At 71.0% G+C, this 21,716-nt stretch carries 18 protein-coding genes and 1 pseudogene; 10 read left to right on the top strand and 9 right to left on the bottom strand.

Features of this window, described 5'->3' with window-relative positions; all coding sequences use genetic code 11:
• Positions 1-47 precede the first annotated feature (47 nt).
• Positions 48-1,745, bottom strand: coding sequence for a fumarate hydratase (locus ACFVT2_RS17695; RefSeq protein WP_390018387.1), 1,698 nt, complete (start codon positions 1,743-1,745; stop codon positions 48-50).
• A gap of 247 nt (positions 1,746-1,992) precedes the next feature.
• Between ACFVT2_RS17695 and ACFVT2_RS17690 the strand changes: the two genes are divergently transcribed.
• Together ACFVT2_RS17690 and ACFVT2_RS17685 are read left to right on the top strand one after the other, a co-directional pair.
• A complete protein-coding gene (locus tag ACFVT2_RS17690; RefSeq protein WP_390018516.1) occupies positions 1,993-2,820 on the top strand; it encodes a DUF1707 domain-containing protein in 828 nt (275 codons plus the stop codon).
• Positions 2,821-3,051: 231 nt separating this feature from the next.
• Complete coding sequence (locus ACFVT2_RS17685) at positions 3,052-3,411, top strand: WhiB family transcriptional regulator (RefSeq protein WP_390018384.1); 360 nt, start codon at positions 3,052-3,054, stop codon at positions 3,409-3,411.
• Positions 3,412-3,520: 109 nt separating this feature from the next.
• On the opposite strand, the gene glpX is transcribed toward ACFVT2_RS17685, so the two are convergent.
• Positions 3,521-4,552: a class II fructose-bisphosphatase gene (gene glpX, locus ACFVT2_RS17680; RefSeq protein WP_390018382.1), complete on the bottom strand. Its 1,032-nt coding sequence runs from the start codon at positions 4,550-4,552 to the stop codon at positions 3,521-3,523.
• 228 nt (positions 4,553-4,780) lie between these two features.
• Between glpX and ACFVT2_RS17675 the strand changes: the two genes are divergently transcribed.
• A complete protein-coding gene (locus tag ACFVT2_RS17675; protein WP_390018513.1) occupies positions 4,781-5,317 on the top strand; it encodes a DUF4245 domain-containing protein in 537 nt (178 codons plus the stop codon).
• 112 nt (positions 5,318-5,429) lie between these two features.
• Here ACFVT2_RS17675 and ACFVT2_RS17670 read toward each other — a convergent pair whose 3' ends face one another.
• The 4 genes from ACFVT2_RS17670 to ACFVT2_RS17655 all read right to left on the bottom strand — a co-directional run bounded on the left by ACFVT2_RS17670 (position 5,430) and on the right by ACFVT2_RS17655 (position 9,366).
• A complete protein-coding gene (locus ACFVT2_RS17670; protein ID WP_390018379.1) occupies positions 5,430-6,023 on the bottom strand; it encodes a malonic semialdehyde reductase in 594 nt (197 codons plus the stop codon).
• A gap of 191 nt (positions 6,024-6,214) precedes the next feature.
• Complete coding sequence (locus tag ACFVT2_RS17665) at positions 6,215-6,481, bottom strand: exodeoxyribonuclease VII small subunit (RefSeq protein WP_390018376.1); 267 nt, start codon at positions 6,479-6,481, stop codon at positions 6,215-6,217.
• Between the two features lie 10 nt (positions 6,482-6,491).
• On the bottom strand, positions 6,492-7,748 hold the full coding sequence (xseA, locus tag ACFVT2_RS17660) for an exodeoxyribonuclease VII large subunit (protein WP_390018374.1): 1,257 nt from the start codon (positions 7,746-7,748) through the stop codon (positions 6,492-6,494).
• Positions 7,749-7,866: 118 nt separating this feature from the next.
• Positions 7,867-9,366 carry an APC family permease gene (locus tag ACFVT2_RS17655; protein WP_390018371.1) on the bottom strand — a complete coding sequence of 500 codons (1,500 nt, stop codon included), beginning with the start codon at positions 9,364-9,366 and terminating at the stop codon, positions 7,867-7,869.
• Positions 9,367-9,441: 75 nt separating this feature from the next.
• Between ACFVT2_RS17655 and ACFVT2_RS17650 the strand changes: the two genes are divergently transcribed.
• Together ACFVT2_RS17650 and ppgK are read left to right on the top strand one after the other, a co-directional pair.
• Positions 9,442-10,443 (top strand): 4-hydroxy-3-methylbut-2-enyl diphosphate reductase, encoded by a 1,002-nt coding sequence (locus ACFVT2_RS17650; protein ID WP_390018368.1) that lies wholly within the window; start codon positions 9,442-9,444, stop codon positions 10,441-10,443.
• 70 nt (positions 10,444-10,513) lie between these two features.
• A complete protein-coding gene (ppgK, locus tag ACFVT2_RS17645) occupies positions 10,514-11,476 on the top strand; it encodes a polyphosphate--glucose phosphotransferase (protein ID WP_390018365.1) in 963 nt (320 codons plus the stop codon).
• Positions 11,477-11,534: 58 nt separating this feature from the next.
• On the opposite strand, the pseudogene ACFVT2_RS17640 reads toward ppgK, so the two are convergent.
• Positions 11,535-11,942, bottom strand: a pseudogene (locus tag ACFVT2_RS17640) (DUF6542 domain-containing protein); the annotation flags it as partial.
• Between the two features lie 540 nt (positions 11,943-12,482).
• On the opposite strand from ACFVT2_RS17640, the gene ychF reads away from it, so the two are divergent.
• Positions 12,483-13,571, top strand: coding sequence for a redox-regulated ATPase YchF (gene ychF / locus ACFVT2_RS17635; RefSeq protein WP_390018362.1), 1,089 nt, complete (start codon positions 12,483-12,485; stop codon positions 13,569-13,571).
• A gap of 523 nt (positions 13,572-14,094) precedes the next feature.
• On the opposite strand, the gene ACFVT2_RS17630 is transcribed toward ychF, so the two are convergent.
• Together ACFVT2_RS17630 and ACFVT2_RS17625 are read right to left on the bottom strand one after the other, a co-directional pair.
• The gene (locus ACFVT2_RS17630; protein WP_390018360.1) at positions 14,095-14,784 is read right to left on the bottom strand and encodes a response regulator; all 690 of its coding nucleotides are present in this window, start codon (positions 14,782-14,784) and stop codon (positions 14,095-14,097) included.
• Entirely contained in the window at positions 14,784-16,454 is a 1,671-nt protein-coding gene (locus tag ACFVT2_RS17625; protein WP_390018357.1) for an ATP-binding protein, read from the bottom strand. Before ACFVT2_RS17625 ends, ACFVT2_RS17630 begins: the two co-directional genes overlap by 1 nt.
• Before the next feature lie 292 nt (positions 16,455-16,746).
• On the opposite strand from ACFVT2_RS17625, the gene ACFVT2_RS17620 reads away from it, so the two are divergent.
• The 4 genes from ACFVT2_RS17620 to ACFVT2_RS17605 all read left to right on the top strand — a co-directional run bounded on the left by ACFVT2_RS17620 (position 16,747) and on the right by ACFVT2_RS17605 (position 21,613).
• Positions 16,747-17,607 carry an ABC transporter ATP-binding protein gene (locus tag ACFVT2_RS17620; protein WP_390018354.1) on the top strand — a complete coding sequence of 287 codons (861 nt, stop codon included), beginning with the start codon at positions 16,747-16,749 and terminating at the stop codon, positions 17,605-17,607.
• Positions 17,604-18,482 (top strand): ABC transporter permease, encoded by an 879-nt coding sequence (locus ACFVT2_RS17615; protein ID WP_390018351.1) that lies wholly within the window; start codon positions 17,604-17,606, stop codon positions 18,480-18,482. Before ACFVT2_RS17620 ends, ACFVT2_RS17615 begins: the two co-directional genes overlap by 4 nt.
• A gap of 92 nt (positions 18,483-18,574) precedes the next feature.
• Positions 18,575-19,660: an ABC transporter substrate-binding protein gene (locus ACFVT2_RS17610; RefSeq protein ID WP_390018348.1), complete on the top strand. Its 1,086-nt coding sequence runs from the start codon at positions 18,575-18,577 to the stop codon at positions 19,658-19,660.
• Between the two features lie 276 nt (positions 19,661-19,936).
• On the top strand, positions 19,937-21,613 hold the full coding sequence (locus tag ACFVT2_RS17605) for an SWIM zinc finger domain-containing protein (protein ID WP_390018345.1): 1,677 nt from the start codon (positions 19,937-19,939) through the stop codon (positions 21,611-21,613).
• Positions 21,614-21,716: the final 103 nt, after the last annotated feature.

The following is a 21,716-nucleotide window of genomic DNA, read 5'->3' as shown; positions in this document are numbered from 1 at the left end:
ACGCCGACGGCCGCCGCCCGCGCGCTGCGGACGGCGGCCGCGGAAGGTCACGAGGAGCGGACCGGAATGCTGGTGAACGTCGGGGTCGTCGGGGCCGGGTCCTGGAAGAAGTCGTTGCCCTTGTCGTCGACGACGATGAAGGCGGGGAAGTCCTCGACCTCGATCTTCCAGACGGCCTCCATGCCGAGCTCCTCGTATTCGAGGACCTCGACCTTCTTGATGCAGTCCAGGGCGAGGCGGGCCGCGGGGCCGCCGATGGAGCCCAGGTAGAAGCCGCCGTGCGTGCCGCAGGCGTCGGTGACCTGCTGGGAGCGGTTGCCCTTGGCGAGCATGATCTTGGAGCCGCCGGCGGCCTGGAACTGCTCGACGTAGGCGTCCATCCGGCCCGCGGTGGTCGGGCCGAACGAGCCGGAGGCGTAGCCCTCGGGGGTCTTGGCCGGGCCGGCGTAGTAGACCGGGTGGTCCTTGAGGTACTGCGGCATCCCCTCGCCCGCGTCCAGCCGTTCCTTGATCTTGGCGTGGGCGATGTCGCGGGCGACGACCAGCGTGCCGGTGAGCGAGAGCCGGGTCTTGACCGGGTGCTGGGTCAGCTCGGCGAGGACCTCGTCCATGGGGCGGTTGAGGTCGATGGCGACCGCGTCGAGGTCGGCGCCGGCGCCCTTGGTCAGCTCCTCGTCGGTGGTGTCCGGGAGGAAGCGCGCCGGGTCGGTCTCCAGCTGCTCCAGGAAGACGCCCTCGGCGGTGATCTTGGCGACGGCCTGGCGGTCGGCGGAGCAGGAGACGGCGATGGCGACCGGGCAGGACGCACCGTGCCGGGGCAGGCGGACCACGCGGACGTCGTGGCAGAAGTACTTGCCGCCGAACTGGGCGCCGATGCCGATCTTCTGCGTCAGCTCGAAGACCTTCTCCTCCAGCTCCTTGTCGCGGAAGCCGTGGCCGGTCGGCGAGCCTTCGGCGGGCAGCTCGTCCAGGTAGTGCGCGGAGGCGTACTTGGCGGTCTTCAGGGCGTACTCGGCCGAGGTGCCGCCGACGACGATGGCGAGGTGGTACGGCGGGCAGGCGGCCGTACCGAGCGAGCGGATCTTCTGCTCCAGGAACTTCATCATGGACGCCTCGTTGAGGACGGCCTTGGTCTCCTGGAAGAGGAAGGACTTGTTGGCCGAGCCGCCGCCCTTGGCCATGAAGAGGAACTTGTAGGCGCCGCCGTCGGTCGCGTACAGCTCGATCTGGGCGGGGAGGTTGGAGCCGGTGTTCTTCTCGTCCCACATGGTCAGCGGCGCCATCTGCGAGTACCGCAGGTTGAGCTGGGTGTAGGCGTCGTAGATGCCGTGGGAGAGGGCTTCCTCGTCGCCGCCCTCGGTCAGCACGTTCTGGCCGCGCTTGCCCATGACGATCGCGGTTCCGGTGTCCTGGCACATCGGCAGCACACCGGCGGCGGCGATGTTGGCGTTCTTGAGCAGGTCCAGGGCGACGAAGCGGTCGTTGGCGCTGGCCTCCGGGTCGTCCAGGATCTTGCGCAGCTGCGCGAGGTGGGTCGGGCGCAGGTAGTGCGCAATGTCGTGCATCGCCTCGGCGGCGAGCTTGCGCAGCGCCTCCGGCTCCACCTTGAGGAACGTCCGGCCGTCGGCTTCGAAGGTGCTGACGCCCTCCGAAGTCACCAGGCGGTAGGGGGTGTTGTCCTCGCCGGTGGGAAGCAGGTCGGTGTAGGCGAATCCCGGGCGGGCGGGGCGGGAGGAGGCCGGCATTGGGGGTGATTCCTAACTCGGAGGGGTGTGGGCTGGCTTCTACGGCAGCGCCTGACCAGCGTAGAACCCCCGTGCCGGGCCGCCGCTGTGAGGTAAGGCTCAGTCCGCGGGAGACGTGCCGCTGATCCCCTAGTCGCGATCTATCGCGTTTCGGTACCCTGGGGCCGTGGACGCTTCAGGAAACGGGGGACGACCGGGCCCCGAGACCCCGCCCGGACCGCTTGCCGAGCAGCGCGACCAGCAGGCGGTGAAACTGACCAAGGGCGAGGCGAAACCGCCGGCCGAGCCGGTGACCGAGGTGGCGGAACCCCCGGCGACCGCGGGGGGAGGCATGCGGGCCTCGGACGCGGACCGCGACCGGATCGCGGAGATCCTGCGGGAGGCACTCGCCGAGGGCCGGCTGGACGCCGAGGAGCACGCCGAGCGGATCGACGCGGTCTACCGCGCCAAGACCATGGGCGAGCTGGAGCCCGTCGTCCGGGACCTCCCGGCCGTCGGCGGCCGACCGCAGCCGGACCCGGCGCCCCACGCGTACGGTCCGGGCGGCGCGGCCGCCGACCAGAATCTCGTCGCGATCTTCAGCGCGGCCAACCGCAAGGGCCGCTGGCGGGTCCCGCCGCGGATCAACGCGGTCGCGATCTTCGGCAGCGTGGAGATCGACCTGACCGAGGCGGTCTTCCCGCAGCAACGGGTCCAGATCAACGTCACCTCCGTCTTGGGCAGCGTCGAGATCCGGGTGCCGGAGAACATCACGCTGCGCAGCAGCGGCTCCGGCATCCTGGGCAGCTTCGAGGTGGAGACGCACGAGGCGGCGGACGGCAACGCACCCGAGGTGGACGTGAACGGCTTCGCGCTGCTGGGCAGCGTGGAGGCCAAGCCCAAGCGCGGCGCCTGGATCCGTGATCTGCGGGACCGGTTGCGCGGTGATCGGCGGGAGCGGATGGACGAGCTCCGGGCCGAGCGGCACGAGTGGATGGACGAGCTCCGGACCGAACGCCGGGAGCGGATGGATCAGTTCCGGGCGGAGCGCCACGAGCGTCGGGAGGAGCGCCGGGGGCGCCGCCGATTCGGCTAGGGCCTGTCCGGCGGATCAGGGTCGGGCCGGCCGCCGGGCCCGGTCGTGGCCGCAGGGGCCGCCTCGGCCCCGGCCGTCACGTTCCTCGATCGCCACGGTGTGCATAAGCCCGCGTACAGCGGGTAGGGCTGGTGCATCGTCTCTCGTACGGCTGCGGGGTGCGAAAAGGCCGTGCGCAGCGAGACGGGCAAGGGTGATTTCTCTCGCCGAAGCCGTCGTCAGGAGTAGACCGTGCTGCTACCGCATCAGCCCCTGCAGGATGCCGCTGTCGTTCCGACCCAGCGCGGGCACGCTCGCGATGAGGCCGGCCCCTGGCATTCGGAGGCGGTGTGCCGCCGGGACGAGGCCGGGTTGTTCTTCGCCCCCTCCAAGGAGCCCACCGCCGCACGGCTGGCCAGGGAGGAAGCCGCGAAGCGGGTCTGTGCCCGCTGTCCGGTGATGGTCGAGTGCCGGGAGCATGCCCTGCTCCAGCCGGAGCCGTACGGCGTCTGGGGAGGGTTGACCGCCGCCGAGCGCCGGGTGGTGCTGACCCGCCGCCGGCGCCGGGAGACCGAGTTGCAGCGGGCCGCCGCGATGCCCGCGGCCGGCTGACCGCACGGGCCCGTACGGACGCCGCCGCATCCGTACGCATCTCGCCCCCGCCGGAATTCGCTTCCGACGGGGGCGAGATGCGTGCTGGGTCCGGTCCGGCCGGACCGGGTCAGCTGGGGCGCTCGAAGTCGATCGAGCTGTAGGCACGCAGCTTGGAGAGGCGGTGCTGGGAGTCGATCTGGCGGATGGTGCCGGACTTGGAGCGCATGACCAGGGACTGGGTGTAGGCGGTCTCGGCGCGGTAGCGGACGCCGCGCAGCAGCTCGCCGTCGGTGATGCCGGTGGCGACGAAGAAGACGTTGTCGCCGCGGACCAGATCCTCGATCTGCAGGACCTGGTCGAGGTCGTGGCCGGCGTCGAGGGCGCGCTGCCGCTCCTCGTCGTCCTTGGGCCACAACTTGCCCTGGAAGGCGCCGCCCAGGCACTTCAGCGCACAGGCGGCGATGATGCCCTCGGGCGTCCCGCCGATGCCCAGCAGCAGGTCCACGCCGGTGCCCTCGCGGGCCGCCATGATCGCGCCGGCGACATCGCCGTCGGCGATGAACTTGATCCGCGCGCCGGCCTCCCGGACCTCCTTGACCAGGCCCTCGTGGCGCGGCCGGTCCAGGATCACGACGGTGACGTCCTCGACGGCGGACTTCTTCGCCTTGGCGATCCGCTTGATGTTCACCGCCACCGGGGCGGTGATGTCGACGAAGTCCGCCGCCTCCGGGCCGGTGGCGAGCTTGTCCATGTAGAAGACCGCGGACGGGTCGAACATCGAGCCGCGTTCGGCGACCGCCATGACGGACACCGCGTTGGCCATGCCCTTGGCGGTCAGCGTGGTGCCGTCCACCGGGTCAACGGCCACGTCGCACTCCGGGCCGGTGCCGTCGCCGACCCGCTCGCCGTTGTAGAGCATCGGGGCGTTGTCCTTCTCGCCCTCCCCGATGACCACGACGCCGTTCATCGAGACGGTGTGGATCAGGGCGCGCATGGCCTTGACCGCCGCGCCGTCCGCGCCGTTCTTGTCGCCACGGCCGACCCAGCGGCCCGATGCCATGGCGCCGGCCTCGGTCACCCGGACCAACTCCAGGGCGAGGTTGCGGTCTGGGGCCTCCGGGCTGACCTCTAGTTGGGACGGCAGATGATGCTCGGACATCGAGCGCACCTTTCTGTACGGCGACGGCCGGATTGATGAGGGTGCTCATGACTTTATCGGTAGGTCGCGAAAATGAGCAGGGGGGCCTTCGCATGAGCAAGCAGGTGGCTGGGTAACGCCCGCGCCGAGCGGTCACCGACCGCAGAACCGTTTGCCCAGGTGAGTGGTGTCCGAGGGGGGCGCGTCCGGGCGCCGGCGGGCATAGGGGACCATAGGGACGTGGCTGGTATGCGAGGCAGGCAAAGGGTGACGGACATGGTTCTGTCACTGGCGGTGATCGGTGTCCTGGTCGGGGCGATCTACTTCTTCATCCCGCACGACGACAGTGCGACCGCGGAGAAGGACGCGGTCCGGACCGTCGACACCCGCGTCGAGATCATCACCGCCCGGCGTGCCGCCCCCTATCCGGTCGCGGCGCCCGAGGGTCTGTCCAAGACCTGGCGGCCCACCTCCGTCTCCTACAAGGCCAGCGATGACGGCAAGGGCGGCGCCTGGCACCTGGGAATGCTCGACCCGGAGCAGGAGTACGCGGCCGTCGAGCAGAGCGACGCACCGGCCAAGCAGTTCATCCAGGACGTCACCCTGGGCGCCGACAAGGTCGCGGGTCAGCAGGCCGTCGGCAGCAAGAAGTGGGACCGCTACCAGGGCAACACCTACAAGGCGCTGGTCCACGAGGAGCCCGGTGTGACCACGGTCGTCGCCGGCACCGCGCCGTACGGGCGGCTCGCGGAGCTGGCCGCGGCCCTGGTGGCGAAGAAGGGCTGACGAGCAGCGGTACGGGGGCCGAGCGGTCGGCGCTCGTGCCACCGGAGGCACGACGAGGCCGCCGCACCCGGGTGGGTGCGGCGGCCTCGTCGTACGTCAGGCCGGGGGCGGCTCAGACGGTGGCGGTGGCCTCGTCGAAGGACAGGCGCGGCGAACGCGGGAAGAAGGCGTCCGGGCCCGGCTTGCCGAGGTTGATGACCAGGAAGGACTTCTGCTTGCCGTCGCCGAAGAACTCCTTGTCGACGCCGGTGAAGTCGAAGCCGGTCATCGGGCCGGCGGCCAGGCCGGCGGCGCGGATGCCGAGGATGAAGTAGCCGGCCTGGAGGGTGGCGTTCTGGGTGCCGGCGGCCTCGCGGACCGTGGCCTCCGAGAAGAAGCTGTCCTTGACGCCCGGGGCGTGCGGGAAGAGCTGCGGCAGCTTCTCGTGGAAGTCCAGGTCGACGGAGAGGACGACGGTCAGCGGCGCGGCCAGGGTCTTGGGGCCGTTGGCGCCCATGGCGTGCGCGACCAGGCGCTTACGGGCGTCCTCGGAACGGACCAGGGTGATCCGCAGCGGCGACTGGTTGAACGCGGTGGGGGCGTACTTGACCAGGTCGTAGATGGCCTGGACCTGCTCGTCCGTCACCGGCTCGTCCGTGAACGTGTTGGCGGTCTGGGCCTCGCGGAACAGGAGGTCCTGAGCGGCGGCGTCAAGGGCGAGAGACATCAGGGGCACCTCGGGGCTTCAGGTGGGTTACGGATCTTCGAAGACTTCGCTGTCTACGAGAACCACTGTAGCCCCGATAGATTAAAGTTCAACTAACGGCTGGCAAGTGTGAGGGGTTTCACGGGCCGGTAGCGGCCTTTCGTGATCCGGAAGGCCGCTCAAGAGGGGGGCGGGGGCGGCGCCGCGCGCTGCTACCCCTGCTCCGCCGCGTCCTGTGCCGACCCATCCGCCAGTGCCGCGTCCAGCCGCGCCCGGGCCCCGTCCAACCAGCGGCGGCACACCTTCGCCAGCTCCTCGCCGCGCTCCCACAGGGCCAGCGACTCCTCCAGCGTCGTACCGCCCGCCTCCAGACGGCGGACGACCTCGATCAGCTCGTCCCGCGCCTGCTCGTAACCGAGGGTGGAATCCACCGGCGCCACCTCGGCCGCCTCGTCCACCACGTCATCCGTCTTCGCCATGTCTCCCACCCTATGAGTCCGTCTTGGGCGGTACCGTCCGCCCGGAATCGGCGTCCGGGACCGCGGCCACCCGCACCCGGAACTCGCCCTCGGCCACCCTGGCCCGCAACTCCTCGTCCACCGCCACCTCGGACGGCGCGCGCACCGCCGCCCCGTCCGGCTTCTGGAGCACCGCATAGCCGCGCTCCAGCGTCGCCTTGGGGGAGAGCGCCACCACCCGCGCCAGGGTGTGCGCCAGCTCCGAATCGGCCCGGTCCAGCAGGTGCCCCAGCGTCCGGCGGCCGCGCTCCAGCAGTGCGGTGACCTGCTCCTCGCGCTCCTGAACCATCCGCTGCGGATGCTGTATCGACGGGCGGTGCAGCGCCGCCGTCAGGCCCCGCTCCTCGCGGTCCAGGAAGCCGCCCAGCGCGCGCCGGGCCCGCTCCCGCAGCTGGTGCACCCGGGCCAGCTCCTCGCCCACGTCCGGCACCACCTTCTTCGCCGCGTCCGTCGGCGTCGAGGCGCGCAGATCGGCCACCAGGTCCAACAGCGGGCTGTCCGGCTCGTGGCCGATCGCCGAGACCACCGGCGTGCGCACCTCGGCCACCGCCCGGACCAGCTGCTCGTCGGAGAACGGCAGCAGATCCTCCACGCTGCCGCCGCCGCGCGCCACGATGATCACGTCCACCTCGGGCAGCGCGTCCAGCTCCTGCACCGCCGCGATCACCTGCGGCACCGCGTGCACCCCCTGCACCGGCACGTTGCGCACCTCGAAGCGGACCGCCGGCCAGCGGTGCCGGGCGTTCTCCAGCACGTCGCGCTCGGCGGCGCTGGCCCGGCCGCAGACCAGCCCGATCAGCTGCGGCAGGAACGGCAGCGTCCGCTTGCGCTCCGCCGCGAACAACCCCTCCGCGGTCAGCGACCGCTTCAACTGCTCCAGCCGGGCGAGGAGTTCCCCCACGCCGACCGGGCGGATCTCGGCGGCCCGCAGCGACAGCTGACCGCGCGGCGCGTACCACTCCGGCTTGGCGTGCACCACCACCCGGGCGCCCTCGCTCACCACCTCGGAGACCTTGTCGAAGACCTGGCGGTAGCACGTCACGCTCACCGAGATGTCGTACGACGGATCGCGCAGCGTCAGGAACACCACACCTGCGCCGGGCCGCCGCGAGAGCTGGGTGATCTGCCCCTCGACCCACACCGCGCCGAGCCGGTCGATCCACCCGCCGATGAGCCGGGACACCTCGCCGACCGGGATCGGCGCTTCCGGAGACGTAGAGACAGACATACGACCGAGAGTAGCGGCGGCCACTGACAGTGCCGGTGGTCCCACCGTCGGTCCCGCACGCCACCCGGATGCGGCGCCGTGGCGCGGGGGCGCCGCCCGGGCCCCCGGTACCCCGTCCTCAATCGCCGGACGCGCGGGAACCGGCGCTGGAACGAGCGCTGGAATCGGCGCTGGAATCGGCCTTCGCGTACTGCACCGCCAGCACCACCAGTCCCACCAGCAGCCAGGCCCCGCCCACGACCTGCGCGGTCGGTGACGCCTCGACGACCACCGCGACCACCACCGCCAGCCCCACCAGCGGCACCACCACATGCCGCAGCAGGCTCGGCACCGCCGCCCGCCGACGGATCCGGAACCACCCGATCACCGAGGCGTGCAAGAGCGCGAACGCGGTCAGCGCGCCGACGTTCACGATCGACGACAACTGGTCCAGACCATCGTCCCGGGTGGCCGCCCAGACCGCCGCCACCAGCGTCACCAGCGCCGCCCCCAGCAGCGCCCGGCGCGGCACCCCGCTGCCCGCGTCCACCTTCGCCATCGGCCCCGGCAGCCGCCGGTCCCGGGCCATCGCGAACAGCAGCCGGCCGGCCGCGGCCTGCCCGGCCAGCGCCGCGAACGCCGCCCCGACCGCCTTGCTCACCGCCACCAGGTCGTGCAGCCAGCCGCCCACCGCGGAGTCCACCGTCACGTAGAAGGCGGCCCCCTGCCCGCCCGGCTCCGCGGCCAGTTCCGCGGCGCTCATCGGGGCCAGCAGCGCCGCCAGATACGTCTGCACGGCGAACAGCACCCCGGCCACCACCAGACACGTCACCACGGCCCGCGCCACCCGCCGCGAACCGCCCACCCGTCGCCCGCCACCGCCCTTCCCCGGACGCTCCCCCAGACTCCGTCCGGGGGGACCCCCATCGCGCGGCGCATCTTCTGTCTCCTCCGCGAACGACGCGATCGCATCGAAGCCCAGATACGACAGCACCGCCACCGACACCGCCGCCAGCACCGCGTCGGGCGAGAAGCCGCCCTCCCCGGTCAGCGGCACCGCCCAGCCGCGCTGCGCCCCGTGCGCCGCCAGTGCCCACACCGCCGCCACCACGAAGACCACCAGCACCGCGATCTCCAGCGCCAGTACCGCGAACCCGACCACCGCCGCGGTCCGCACCCCCCACAGGTTCAACAGCGTGGTGACCACCACCGCGACCGCCGTCCACACCCACTGGTGCACCTGCGGCACCAGGGCGTGCAGCGCGATCCCGGAGAACAGGTACGCCACCGCCGGGATCAGCAGGTAGTCCAGCATCGCCATCCACCCGGCGACGAACCCCGCGCCCTCACCCAGGCCGACCCGCGCGTACGCGTAGACCGACCCGGCCTTCGGCGCGACCCGCACCATCTGGGCGTACGAATACGCCGTGAACGCCATGGCCACCGTGGCGACCAGGTAGACCGCCGTGATCGCGCCGTGCGACGTGGCCTGGAGGGTGCCGAAGATCCCCACCGGTGCCATCGGGGCGATGAACAGCAGCCCGTAGACGACCAGGTCCCGGAACGACAGCGTCCGGTGCAGCGCTCCGGTGTCGCCGTGAGCCCCCTCACCAACGGTCGCGCCGTCCGTGCCCGGCATCCCGCCTCCTCGCCCGTACTCCCCACCAGTCTGGGACACCGGTGCGATCACGCCCCGCCGGGGCACGGCCTTACGATGGGACCTATGTCTGCTACTCCCGGTCCGCAGCCCAGCCGCAAGGTCCTCCTCGCCGCCCCCCGCGGCTACTGCGCGGGCGTGGACCGCGCCGTGATCGCCGTCGAGAAAGCCCTTGAGCAGTACGGCGCCCCGGTCTACGTGCGCCACGAGATCGTCCACAACAAGTACGTGGTGAAGACCCTGGAGAAGAAGGGCGCGATCTTCGTCGAGGAGACCGAAGAGGTGCCCGAGGGCAATATCGTCATCTTCTCCGCACACGGCGTCGCCCCCGTCGTCCACGACGAGGCCCAGCGCGGCAAGCTCGCCACCATCGACGCGACCTGCCCCCTGGTCACCAAGGTCCACAAGGAAGCCGTCCGCTTCGCCAACGACGACTACGACATCCTCCTGATCGGCCACGAGGGCCACGAAGAGGTCATCGGCACGAGCGGCGAGGCCCCCGAGCACATCCAGCTCGTCGACGGCCCCAAGGACGTCGCGAACGTCGAGGTCCGCGACCCGGACAAGGTCGTCTGGCTCTCCCAGACCACGCTCTCCGTGGACGAGACCATGGAGACCGTCGACGCCCTCAAGGACCGCTTCCCCAACCTCCTCTCGCCGCCCAGCGACGACATCTGCTACGCCACCCAGAACCGCCAGATCGCGGTCAAGCAGATGGGCGCCCACGCCGACCTCGTCATCGTCGTCGGTTCGAGGAACTCCTCGAACTCCAAGCGCCTGGTCGAGGTCGCCCTCGGCGCCGGCGCCACGGCGTCCTACCTGGTCGACTACGCCGACGAGATCGACGAGGCGTGGCTCGACGGCGTGACCACCGTCGGCGTCACCTCCGGCGCCTCCGTCCCCGAGATCCTGGTCGACGGCGTCCTGGAATGGCTGGCCGCCCGCGGCTACGACGACGTCGAGACCATCACCGCCGCCGAGGAATCCATCATCTTCTCGCTCCCCAAGGAGCTCCGCCGCGATCTGCGCGCCGAGGCCAAGGCCGCCGTCGAGGACTGACCGTCCACCGCCGCCCGCCGCCTCCGCCATACCGGGGGCGGCGGGCGGAGTCCGCGCCTAGCCTTTTCCTATGAGGGTCTTCGGTGTGGACATCGGCGGATCGGGCATCAAAGGCGCCCCGGTGGATCTGGAGCGCGGCGAACTGCCCGAGGAGCGCTACAAGGTACTGACCCCGCATCCGGCCACCCCCGAGGCGGTCGCCGACTGCGTCAAGGAGGTCGTGGACCACTTCGAGTGGACCGGCCCGGTCGGCGCGACCTTCCCCGGCGTGGTCACCAGCGGGATCACCCGCACGGCCGCCAACGTCGACAAACGCTGGATCGGCACGGACGCCGCCGCACTGCTCACCGACCGGGTCAGCGGCGGCGCCGGCGGCAGCCCGGTCACCCTGCTCAACGACGCGGACGCCGCGGGCCTGGCCGAGATGCGGTTCGGCGCCGGCCAGGGCCGCACCGGCACCGTCATCGTCCTCACCTTCGGCACCGGCATCGGCAGCGCCGTCTTCACCGACGGCCGGCTGATCCCCAACACCGAGCTGGGCCACCTGGAGCTGCACGGCCACGACGCCGAGAAACGCGCCTCCACCAAGGCCAAGGAGGACGAGGAGCTGAACTGGCAGCAGTGGGCGCACCGGGTCCAGAAGTACCTCGCCCACGTGGAGATGCTCTTCTCGCCCGCACTGTTCGTGATCGGCGGCGGGGTGAGCCGCAAGGCGGAGAAGTTCCTGCCGCTGATCGAGGGGATCAGGGCCGAGATCGTGCCGGCACGGCTTCAGAACAACGCCGGGATCGTGGGGGCTGCGATGGCCACACAGGTCCCCGGCGCGCACACCGGCCCCACCGGATCGCCCGGCGCCGCGCGTCCTGCCGGCGCGCCCCCTACCGGCGGGCCACCTGCCGCGGACGGTTCCCCGGCCCGGAGCGGCTCGGGGTCCGGGGCGCGGACTCCTCCAGCCGCGGGGCCGTCGCCCGCGGACCGGGCCCCGAACGCCGTTGTCGAGTCACCGGTCGGCTGGCCCGACGCCGGGCGATGAGCAGCGCCTTACGGACCAGCACCAGCAGCCCGCAGATCAGCGTGCCCCCGTAGAGCCAACCGGCGTTCAGCGCCAGCACGGTGAACACACCGATCAACAGCCCGGTGAAGCCCGCCGGACCGTGCTGCACCGGCACCGTGCCGACGGCGAACGCGATCGGCAGCGCGACCGGCGCGGCGATCAGGTCGTACGGCCGCACCCACGCCCCGGCCGCCACGCTCACCAGCAGGAAGAAGACGCCGTACGCGGTCTGCGCCCCGCCGAACAACCAGCGGTCCAGGAAGCCGAAGGCCAGCAGCGCGGCGGTGGCCAGCAGCCCGCAGCCCAGGCCGGTGAGCTTGGCGGCCGGCAGACGGCGGACCAGACCGGCCACGGGGGCGGGCGCCGGCGGTCGCCGCGGGCCCGCCCGGTAGACGGCCGCGACCTCCTCGCCCTCGGCCAACAGCCCCACGGCCGGTCGCGGCATCCGCCCGCCCGCTCCCACGACCGGCGGCCGGACCGGCGCCCGGAACTCGCCCGGCGCGGGCGCGTAGCCGCGGGCGGTGACCTCGGTGCCCGCCGGTACGGAGGCGTAGCCGGACGCCCGCATCGCGGTCAGGAAGGCGTCGTCGGGTTCGGGGGCGACGGCCTCCGCGGGGCGCGGGAGCCGGGCATCCTGCCCCGCGTCCGGGCCGTCGCCGTGCGGCCGGCCGTGCGGGGACGTGTGCGCTTCGTGTTCCTCCACGTGTTGCTCCACTCGGCAACGGTAGGCCGCTAAGTGGGATTAATCGGTCATGGGACACGCACTTTGACCTACCTTGGGGGCTCCGTTAGGCGGCCCGGCGCACGGCACGGGAGCGCGCGGGGCGTCGGGCGCCGTCCCCGGAGCCGGGGCCGGTCCGCCCGGCGCGGTGGGACCCGCCCAGTAGACTGGTGGATCGGCCGTACCCGGCCGGCCCGGTCCCACCGGCCGGCCCCGGGAAGCGGCCCGCCCTTCGCCCACCTCCAGCTCCGGGAAGTCGCCACCGTGTCGCTCACGATCGGAATCGTCGGTCTGCCCAATGTCGGCAAGTCGACCCTGTTCAACGCCCTGACCAAGAACGACGTGCTGGCGGCCAACTACCCGTTCGCCACCATCGAGCCGAACGTCGGCGTGGTCGGCGTCCCCGACCCCCGCCTCGCCAAGCTCGCCGAGATCTTCGGCTCCGCGCGGGTGCTGCCCGCCACCGTCGACTTCGTCGACATCGCCGGCATCGTCCGGGGCGCCTCCGAGGGCGAGGGCCTGGGCAACAAGTTCCTCGCCAACATCCGCGAGTCCGACGCGATCTGCCAGGTCATCCGCGCCTTCAAGGACGAGAACGTCGTCCACGTCGACGGCAAGGTCTCGCCCAAGAGCGACATCGAGACCATCAACACCGAGCTGATCCTCGCCGACCTCCAGACCATCGAGAAGGTGCTGCCGCGCCTTCAGAAGGAGTCGCGGATCAAGAAGGACGTGGCCCCGAAGGTCAAGGCCGTCGAGGAGGTCAAGGCCATCCTGGAGGAGGGCCGCACCCTCTTCGCCGCCGGCTACGTCCAGGGCACGGAGAAGACCGAGCTGCTGCACGACCTGCACCTCCTCACCACCAAGCCGTTCCTCTACGTCTTCAACGTCGACGAGGACGAGCTCACCGACGACGACTTCAAGGACGAGCAGCGCGCCCTGGTCGCCCCCGCCGAGGCGATCTTCCTCAACGCCAAGCTGGAGGCCGACCTCGCCGAGCTGGACGACGAGGAGGCCCTGGAGCTCCTCCAGTCCGTCGGCCAGCAGGAGCCGGGCCTGGCGACCCTCGCCCACGTCGGCTTCGACACCCTCGGCCTGCAGACCTACCTGACCGCCGGCCCCAAGGAGACCCGGGCCTGGACGATCAAGAAGGGCGCCACCGCCCCCGAGGCCGCCGGTGTCATCCACACCGACTTCCAGAAGGGCTTCATCAAGGCCGAGGTCATCTCCTTCGCCGACCTGGTCGACACCGGCTCCGTCGCCGATGCCCGCTCCGCCGGCAAGGCCCGCATGGAGGGCAAGGACTACGTGATGCAGGACGGGGACGTGGTGGAGTTCCGGTTCAACGTCTGACGCGCGCCGTAGCGTCGACCTGGCGATCCAGCAAACGCACAGGTCAAACGGGGTCGGCTCCATCCGGAGCCGACCCTGTTGCGTGCCGGTTGCTGGATCCGTGCGGGATCTTCTGACGGTTCGTCATCTGCTGTCGTCCCTGGTCATCCCTACCGTTGCTGGATCGGTGCTGGGTCGGGTTGCCACCCAGGCCGGGCGTCCCCGCGCGGGCGGGGCGTCCTGGGCGCAAGCCGCCCGGCCGGGGGCGGACTTCGGGGCCGTGGGACGTACACCCCGGACGAACAGCGTCATCACCACGACGAGGCAACCGGCATAGCCGACGACCGAAGCTCGGGAACGCTCCAGTCGCTTCGACGATCTCATACGTGGACTTAATCGATCATGTCCGGCTGTAGGAGCCTCACCCGGCCCTTCAGCCAGACCCTTGGTGGTCCGGTGGCCTCCGCAGCAGTCCGGCAGATGGACCGGAAGAACCTGCCGCTGCTCGGGTGGCGGCGCCGAGCGGTGCTCCTGGCCGCGCGGTTCAGTGAGCGATGCGGTAGCGATGTTCGGGACGGCCGTTGGTGCCATAGCGGAGTTCCAGGCGGACCATGCCTTCCTTGACGAGGTAGGAGAGGTAGCGCTGGGCCGTGGCGCGGGAGACGCCGGTCGCCTCGGCGGCCTCGGCGGCCGACAGGGCACTGCGGGCGGAGCGCAGGGCTTGGTGGATCGAGCTGAGCGTGGGCGCGGAGTGGCCCTTGGCGGGGATCCGGGGGACGGCGGGCGGGCGGGCCGCGCTGAACAGGGCGTCCACGTCGGCCTGGTCGGCCGTGGTGGTCCGGCTGAGCGCGTCCACGCGGTCGCGGAGCTGGTGGTAGGCGTCGAGCCGTTCGGCGAGGTCGGCGGAGCCGAACGGCTTGACCAGGTAGCCGACGGCGCCCAGTTTCATCGCGGCGCGGACGGAGGAGATGTCGTGGTCGGCGGTGATCACGAGGGCGTCGGGGCGCTTGTCGCCCTGGTCCTGGCTGAGCCGGCGCAGGACGTCGAGTCCGCTGCCGTCGGGCAGGAAGATGTCGAGCAGCAGCAGGTCCGGGTGCAGGGTACGGACCGCGGCCAACGCCTCGGCCGCGGTCGCCGCCTCGCCGACCACTTCGAAGCCCGGGACCCGGCGCACGTAGTTGCCGTGGATCTGCCCGACCCGGAAGTCGTCGTCCACCACGAGGGTCCGGATCATCACAGGTCACCTCCCATCGGCAACGCCGTCGTGAACAACGCGTCCTGCTGTGCCGGTGTCGGCGCCGTGTCCGGCTGCGGCAGTACGACCGTGAACAACGCGCCCGGGCCTTCGCTGACCGTGATGGTGCCGCCGTGCCGCTGGACCAGCCGGTGCACCAGGGCCAGCCCCAGGCCGCGGTGAGCGGTGCCCCGTTCGGGGCGGGTGGACCAGCCGTCCTCGAAGATCGACCGGGAGGAGCCGGGGGCGATGCCCGGACCGCTGTCGGCCACACGCACGAAGATCAGCTCGTCGCTCTCGGCCAGCGTCAGCCGGATCCTGCGGACGCCGTCGGCGGACGGTGCCTCGGCGGTCGCGTCGATGGCGTTGTCGAGCAGGTTGCCGACGATGGTCAGCAGTCGCCGCAGGTGCGGTGGGTCGTTGCCGAGCGCTGAGTCGTCGCTGAGGACGATCCGCACTCCGCGTTCGGCGGCGACGGTGGTCTTGGCCACGATGAGCCCGACCATCAGCGGGTTTCCGATGTGTCGGCGCACGGCCTCGGTCAGGGCCTGCCCGGAACGGGCCGTCTCGATGGCGTACTCGTACGCGGACTCGTGCTCGCCGATGTCCAGCAGACCGGCCAGGGTGTGCATCCGGTTGGTGAACTCGTGCTGCTGGGCCCGCAGGGCGTCGGTCAGTCCGCGTACGGAGTCCAGTTCGCGCAGCAGGCCGATGAGCTCGGTGCGGTCGCGTACGGTGACCACGGCGCCGAGTTCGCGGCCGTGCAGGGTGACCGGCATACGGTTCACGACGAGACAGTGGTCGTCCGTCAGGACGCTGACGTCGGTGCCGGCCAGGGTGCCGTCCAGCGCGCGGCGCAGCCGGCCGTCGGGCAGCGCATCCTCCAGCCTGTGGCCGAGCGCGGTGCCGAGGCCGAGCAGCCGCCGGGCCTCGTCGTTCACGACGGTGATCCTTGCGTCGGGGTCGAAGGCGACCACGCCTTCCCGGATGCCGTGCAACATCGCCTCGCGGTCCTGCAGCAGACCGGCGATCTCCTCAAGTTCCAGGCCGAACGTGGTCCGCTTCAGCCGCCGTGCCAGCAGATAGGCCGCCGTCGCGCCGATCGCGGTGGCGATCGTGGCGTACAGCCCGAAGGTGGGCAGCTCGTGCCACAGCTCGCCGAGCACGTCGTGTTCCGGCATGCCCACCGACACCTCGCCGACCAGTGCGCCGGATGGCCCGTACAAGGGGGCCTTGGCGTTGGCGGACCGCCCGGTCGCGCCCTGGTCGGTGCCGACGTGCGCGCGGCCGTCCTCGGCCACGACCGGCTCGGCCACCGGCCCGCCGATCAGGGCCGGGATGGGATGCGAGTGCCGGATGCCGTGCAGGTCGATCACGACCACGTACGACGCCCCGGAGGCCCGGCGGATCCGTTCGGCGACCGTCTGCACCACGTCGCCGCCGCCCCCGTACTCCATGACCTGCTTTGTCTGCGGCTCCGCGGCCGTGGTCCGGGCGATCGCCAGGGCCCGCTGCTCGTAGGAGCGGTCGAGTTCGGCCCGCTGCGCGAACGCGAACAGGACGAAGCCGATCAGGCCGGTGAGCGCGAGGATGACCAACTGGTTGGCGAGGATCCGGGTGGAAAGCCTCCGCTTCCCGCCGCGGCCTGCCCGGAAACGGATGGGTGCCACGAGTGCCTCTTCGCTCCGGTGGTGCGACGTGCCGGGACGGCCTGTGTGGGGTGCCCGGGTGGCGCGATTGTGCCCCAGAGCCGGGACTCTGCCCACCCTCCGTCCACTGAGCAAAACGAGCAGAAGCCCGCTTTACGCGGCTATCGCGAGATAGCTCGGAAACAGCGACGTCATACGCGGCTGCCTCTAGCGTCTGCCTTCCTCGGCCTGGGAGGAACCCCCGAGGAATCCCACGAGGCAATCCCCGAGGAATTCCCGGGGAACTCCGAAAGAAGGAAGGAAGCGGCCCCACATGGCTTCGCGAAACGATGTCGCGACGAGCCCGGGCGCCGGTGCGGCGGACCCTGCGGACGCGCGCATCGAGATCTCCGGGCTCACCAAGAGATTCCTGACCCCTGCCGGTGAGGTGTTCACGGCGCTGCAAGGCGTTTCGTTCACCGTGGAGCCGGGCCAGTTCTGCGCCGTGGTGGGCCCCACGGGCTGCGGCAAGTCGACGACCCTGAGCATGGTGTCCGGGCTCGACCGGCCCAGCGAGGGCTCGGTCAAGGTCGGCGGCCGTGAGGTGGACGGCATCACCGACGGTGTCAGCTTCATGTTCCAGGCCGACGCCCTGTTGCCCTGGAAGACCGTTCTCGGCAACGTGCTGATGGGCCCCGTGTTCCGCGGCGTGCCCAAGCAGCAGGCCCAGACTTCGGCGCGCGACTGGCTGCGCCGAGTAGGTCTGTCCGGGTTCGAGGACCGCTATCCGCACCAGTTGTCCGGCGGCATGCGCAAGCGCGTGGCGATGGCCGCGGCGCTGATCAACGAACCCAAGATCCTGATCATGGACGAGCCGTTCGGCGCCCTGGACGTGCAGACCAAGGCGATCATGTCGACCGAACTGCTGACCCTCTGGGAGCAGATCCGCCCGTCCGTCGTCTTCATCACCCACGACCTGGACGAAGCGGTGGCACTCGCCGACCGGGTGGTCGTCATGACATCCAACCCCGGTTCGGTCAAGGCGGTCTTCGACATCGACCTGCCCCGTCCGCGCGGCTCGGTCCAGGAGATCCGCTTCCAGCCCCGCTTCATCGAACTCCAGCACCAGATCTGGGACACGCTGCGCGAAGAGGTGGAGCGCGCGTACGCACTCACCGCAGGAGGCAAGGAATGAGTACGACGTCCACCGTTTCCGCGCTCCCCGTCGCCGACGGCGGCAAGGGCCCGGCCGCGAGCGCCGCGCGGCGTGCCGCCCGGCGCCGTGTCGCCCGGGTGTGGGCGGGCCGTATCGGCCTCGCGGTCTTCGTGATCGGCGGCTGGCAGGCGTTCACCGCCTGGGGCATCGTCGACCCGTTCTTCTTCGGGCAGCCGTCGGGCATCTGGCAGCGGCTGAGCGACCTCTTCCAGCACGGCACGCAGTTCGGCTCCTTCTACTCCAACATCTGGACGACCATCCAGGAGGCGCTCGTCGGCTTCGCCGTGGGCTCCCTCACCGGGATCGTCTTCGGCGTCGCGCTCGGGCAGAGCCGCTATCTGTCCGACGTGCTCGGTCCCTACATCAAGATGGTCAACGCGATCCCGCGCATCGTCCTCGGCTCGATCTTCATCGTCGCCTTCGGTATCGGTGTGACCCCGAAGATCCTGCTGGCCGCGGTGCTGGTGTTCTTCATCGTCTTCTTCAACGCTTTCCAGGGCGTGCGCGAGGTCGACCGCAATGTCCTCGCCAACGTCAGGGTGCTCGGCGCCTCCCGGATGCAGATCACCCGGCATGTCATCGTGCCCTCCGCGCTGACCTGGATCATCGCCAGCCTGCACAGCGCCTTCGGCTTCGCCATCGTCGGCGCGCTCGTCGGTGAGGTGCTCGGCGCGCAGAGCGGACTGGGCCTGGTCATCAAGACCGCGCAGAACAACTTCGACCCCAACGGCGTGTTCGCCACGATGCTCGTCATCGCGGTGATCGTCCTCGGCGCGGAGTGGCTGATCGGCAAGCTCGAACACCGGCTGCTCGCCTGGCGCCCGCCGGCTCCCTCCGAGGCGAACGCTCTCTGACTCCCGCTTTCCCTCTGCTCGTAGCCCTTCCCGGGCCCCCGCATCCCCGAAAGCACTCACTCCCCGCATTCCCGAAAGGTGCAGGCCCCGCCATGCTCAAGAGAACCCTCACCGCATCGCTCATCACCGTCCTCGCCCTCGGCGCCGCCACCGCGTGTTCCAGCAACTCCGGCGGCTCCGCGTCGTCCGGCTCCGGCGGTACCCCGACCGTCACGCTCATGGCCGGCGGCCTCGACAAGCAGATCTACCTGCCCTACCAACTCGCCGAGAACCTCGGCTTCTACAAGAAGTACGGCGTCAAGGTCGAGCTGAGCACCGAGCAGAACGGCGGCATCGGCGCCGAGGAAGCCATGGCCTCCGGCCAGGTGGACATGGCCGGCGCCTGGTACAACCACACGATCGAGTTCCAGGCGAAGGGGAAGGCGGTCGAGGACGTCGTCCAGTTGTCCGGCGCGCCCGGCGAGCGGGAGATGTGCACCAAGAAGAGCGGTGTGACATCGGCCGCCGACTTCACGGGCAAAACACTCGGCGTCACCGACCTGGGCTCGGGCACCGACACCCTCACCCAGTTCATGGCGGCGAAGAAGGGCGTCAAGACCGGCCAGTTCCACCGGCTCGCGGTCGGCGCGGGCTCCACCGCCGTCGCCGCGCTGCAGAACGGCAAGGCCGACTGCGTCATGACCACGCAGCCGACGGTCGCCGCGGTCGAGAAGAAGGGCGTCGGGACCTCCGCGATCGACCTGGCCACCACCGACGGCGCCAAGGCGGCGCTGGGCGGCGCGTTCCCGAGCGCGAGCGTCCTCGCCCGCACCGACTGGGTCAACTCGCACAAGGACGCGGTGCAGAAGGTCGTCGACGCGCTCGTGGCCACCATGCACTGGATCAACACGCACAGCGCGGCCGACATAGCGAACAAGCTGCCGGCGTCGTTCGTGCAGAACCAGCTGGTCACCAAGACCGATTACATCAAGGCGCTGACCGAGGACAAGGGCCAGTTCCTGCCGGACGGAATCATGCCGGCCAGCGGCCCGAAGACCGCACTGGCCACCGAGCAGTCGGTCGGGAGCGTGACCTCGTCGGTGGACCTCGGCAAGACGTTCACCAATGAGTTCGCCCTCAACGCCAACAAGAAGGAAGGCTTCACCACCACCACAACACCGGCCGGTGCCGACGGCTGAGTCCCCTGCGCTCACGGGGCTGCCCGGGCGGCCCCGTGAGCGGTGGACACTCCGGACCACCCGGTCGACACCGCCTTCCTCGCCACGACCGCCGGGCCGTCGGTGGCGGGCCGGCCCGGCTGCTGGAGAAGCACCTGCAACCCGGTCAGTGGGCAGGCCATTATGGCCCGCCGCGCAGCGCTCGGTACGGACTTCCCTGGACTGCCGTTCGGACTCACTGTCACTCATATGCTGGCGGCCGTAACGGAAAGAACCAGGGGCAGGGTGAAAGAGACCATGCGCAGCTTCACCGAGGCGAACCTCAAGGCGTTGGCCGGTGCCCGTTCCTTCGAGCGTGGGCGCGGGTACGTGGATGCGGTGTCCGGGGTCGAGGTCGGTGACGGATGGATCAGCGCGAGCGTCCACGGCACGGAGCGGTACGAGGTGGAGTTGACCCTGGACGGGCCCGGTGGGCTGACCGGGGAGTGCGACTGCCCGTTTGGTCTTGAGGGCAACTTCTGCAAGCACCTGGTGGCCCTCGGTCTGACGGTGCTCGCCCGGCCGGAGAGCCTGCCGCGGCAGCGGAAGGCGGCGCGGGACCGGGCCCAGGACCTCGACGGGTGGCTGTCCGCCCGGTCCAAGGACGAGTTGCTGGCTCTGGTGCGGGAACTGATCGGCGAGGACCGGCAGTTGCGGCGTCGCTTGGAGCTGCGAGCCGCGAGCGCCCGCGGGGATCTCGCCGGGGTCCGGGACCGTATCCGTGAGCTGCTCGACATCGGCCCGTTCGCACAGTACGGGTACGTCGAGTACGCCGATGCGCGCGCCTATGCGGACCAGGCCGGGCAGGCGGTGTCCGCGATCGGCGCGCTCACCGGCTCCGGACGGGCGGCCGACGCGATCATCCTGGTCGGGGAGGCGATGAAGCTGCTGGCCCAGGCGGTGGAGAGCGTCGACGACTCCGACGGATGGCTCGGCCAGGTGGGAGCCGGCCTCGCCGACGCCCATCTCGACGCGTGCCGTGCGGCGCACCCCGACCCGGGGGAGCTCGCGCGCTGGCTGATCGGCCATGCGCTCGGCGAGGTGGACGACGGCCTCACCGACATCGATCCACTCGACTACGAGGACGTTCTCGGCGAAGAGGGGACGGCCGTCCTGCGGAAGCTGGCGGTCGAGGCGTGGCAGGGCAACCGCCGCGGCTGGGCGGAGAAGTACCTGATGGAGCGTCTGGCCAAGGCGGGAGGCGACGTCGACGCGGTGATCGCCGTGCATGCGGCCGACCTCTCACCGAACGGCCACACGCACCTGGCCATCGCCCGCGAGCTGGACACCGCCCGGCGCCCCGACGAGGCCCTGCGCTGGGCGGAACGCGGCGTCCAGGAGGCCCGGGACCTCGCCGCCGTCGACACCTCCCTCGTCGACTACCTCTGCGACCGCTACGCGCAGGCGGACCGGCTCGACGACGCCGTGGCCGGGCGCCGCGACCACTTCGGCGCCCGTCGGACCCTGCTCACCTACCAGCAACTGCGTGCCGCTGCTCGTGCCGCGGACTGCTGGCCGGCCGAGCGCGCGGGCGCGCTGGCCCTGCTGCGTGCCGACGCGGGCCGGCGGCAACGGGGCTGGTACGGCGGCCCCGTCCTGGTCGACGCCCTGCTCGACGACAAGGACGTCGACACCGCCTGGCAGGCCGCCACCGAGACCGGCGCCCATGACCAGCAGTGGCTCACCCTCGCCGACCAGGCCCGCGCCACCCGCCCCGCCGACGCGCTCGGCGTCTACCTGCGCCTGGCGGAGCCGCTGACCAGCCAGACGGGCAACGCGGTCTACGAGCAGCTCGTCAGCCTGCTGCTGAGCATCCGGGACTGCCACCGCCGCCTGGGCTCGCCCGAGGAGTTCACCGAGTACGTCACCGCCCTGCGTACCGCCCAGAAACGCAAGCGGAACCTGATGCGCTTGATGGACGAGCACCGTCTGTGAGCCGGGCGACGGCGGCGGTCGCCGACTGCTGGATACGTGCTGGATCGGATGCTGCGACGGGACGTTCCCGCAGGGCATGGTCGCGGGCAATCGACAACGAACC

Source organism: Streptomyces sp. NPDC058000 (assembly GCF_042886435.1).
Taxonomy (GTDB): Bacteria; Actinomycetota; Actinomycetes; order Streptomycetales; family Streptomycetaceae; genus Streptomyces.
Note: the sequence above shows the minus strand (reverse complement) of the source record. Positions and strands in the feature narration are given on the sequence as shown.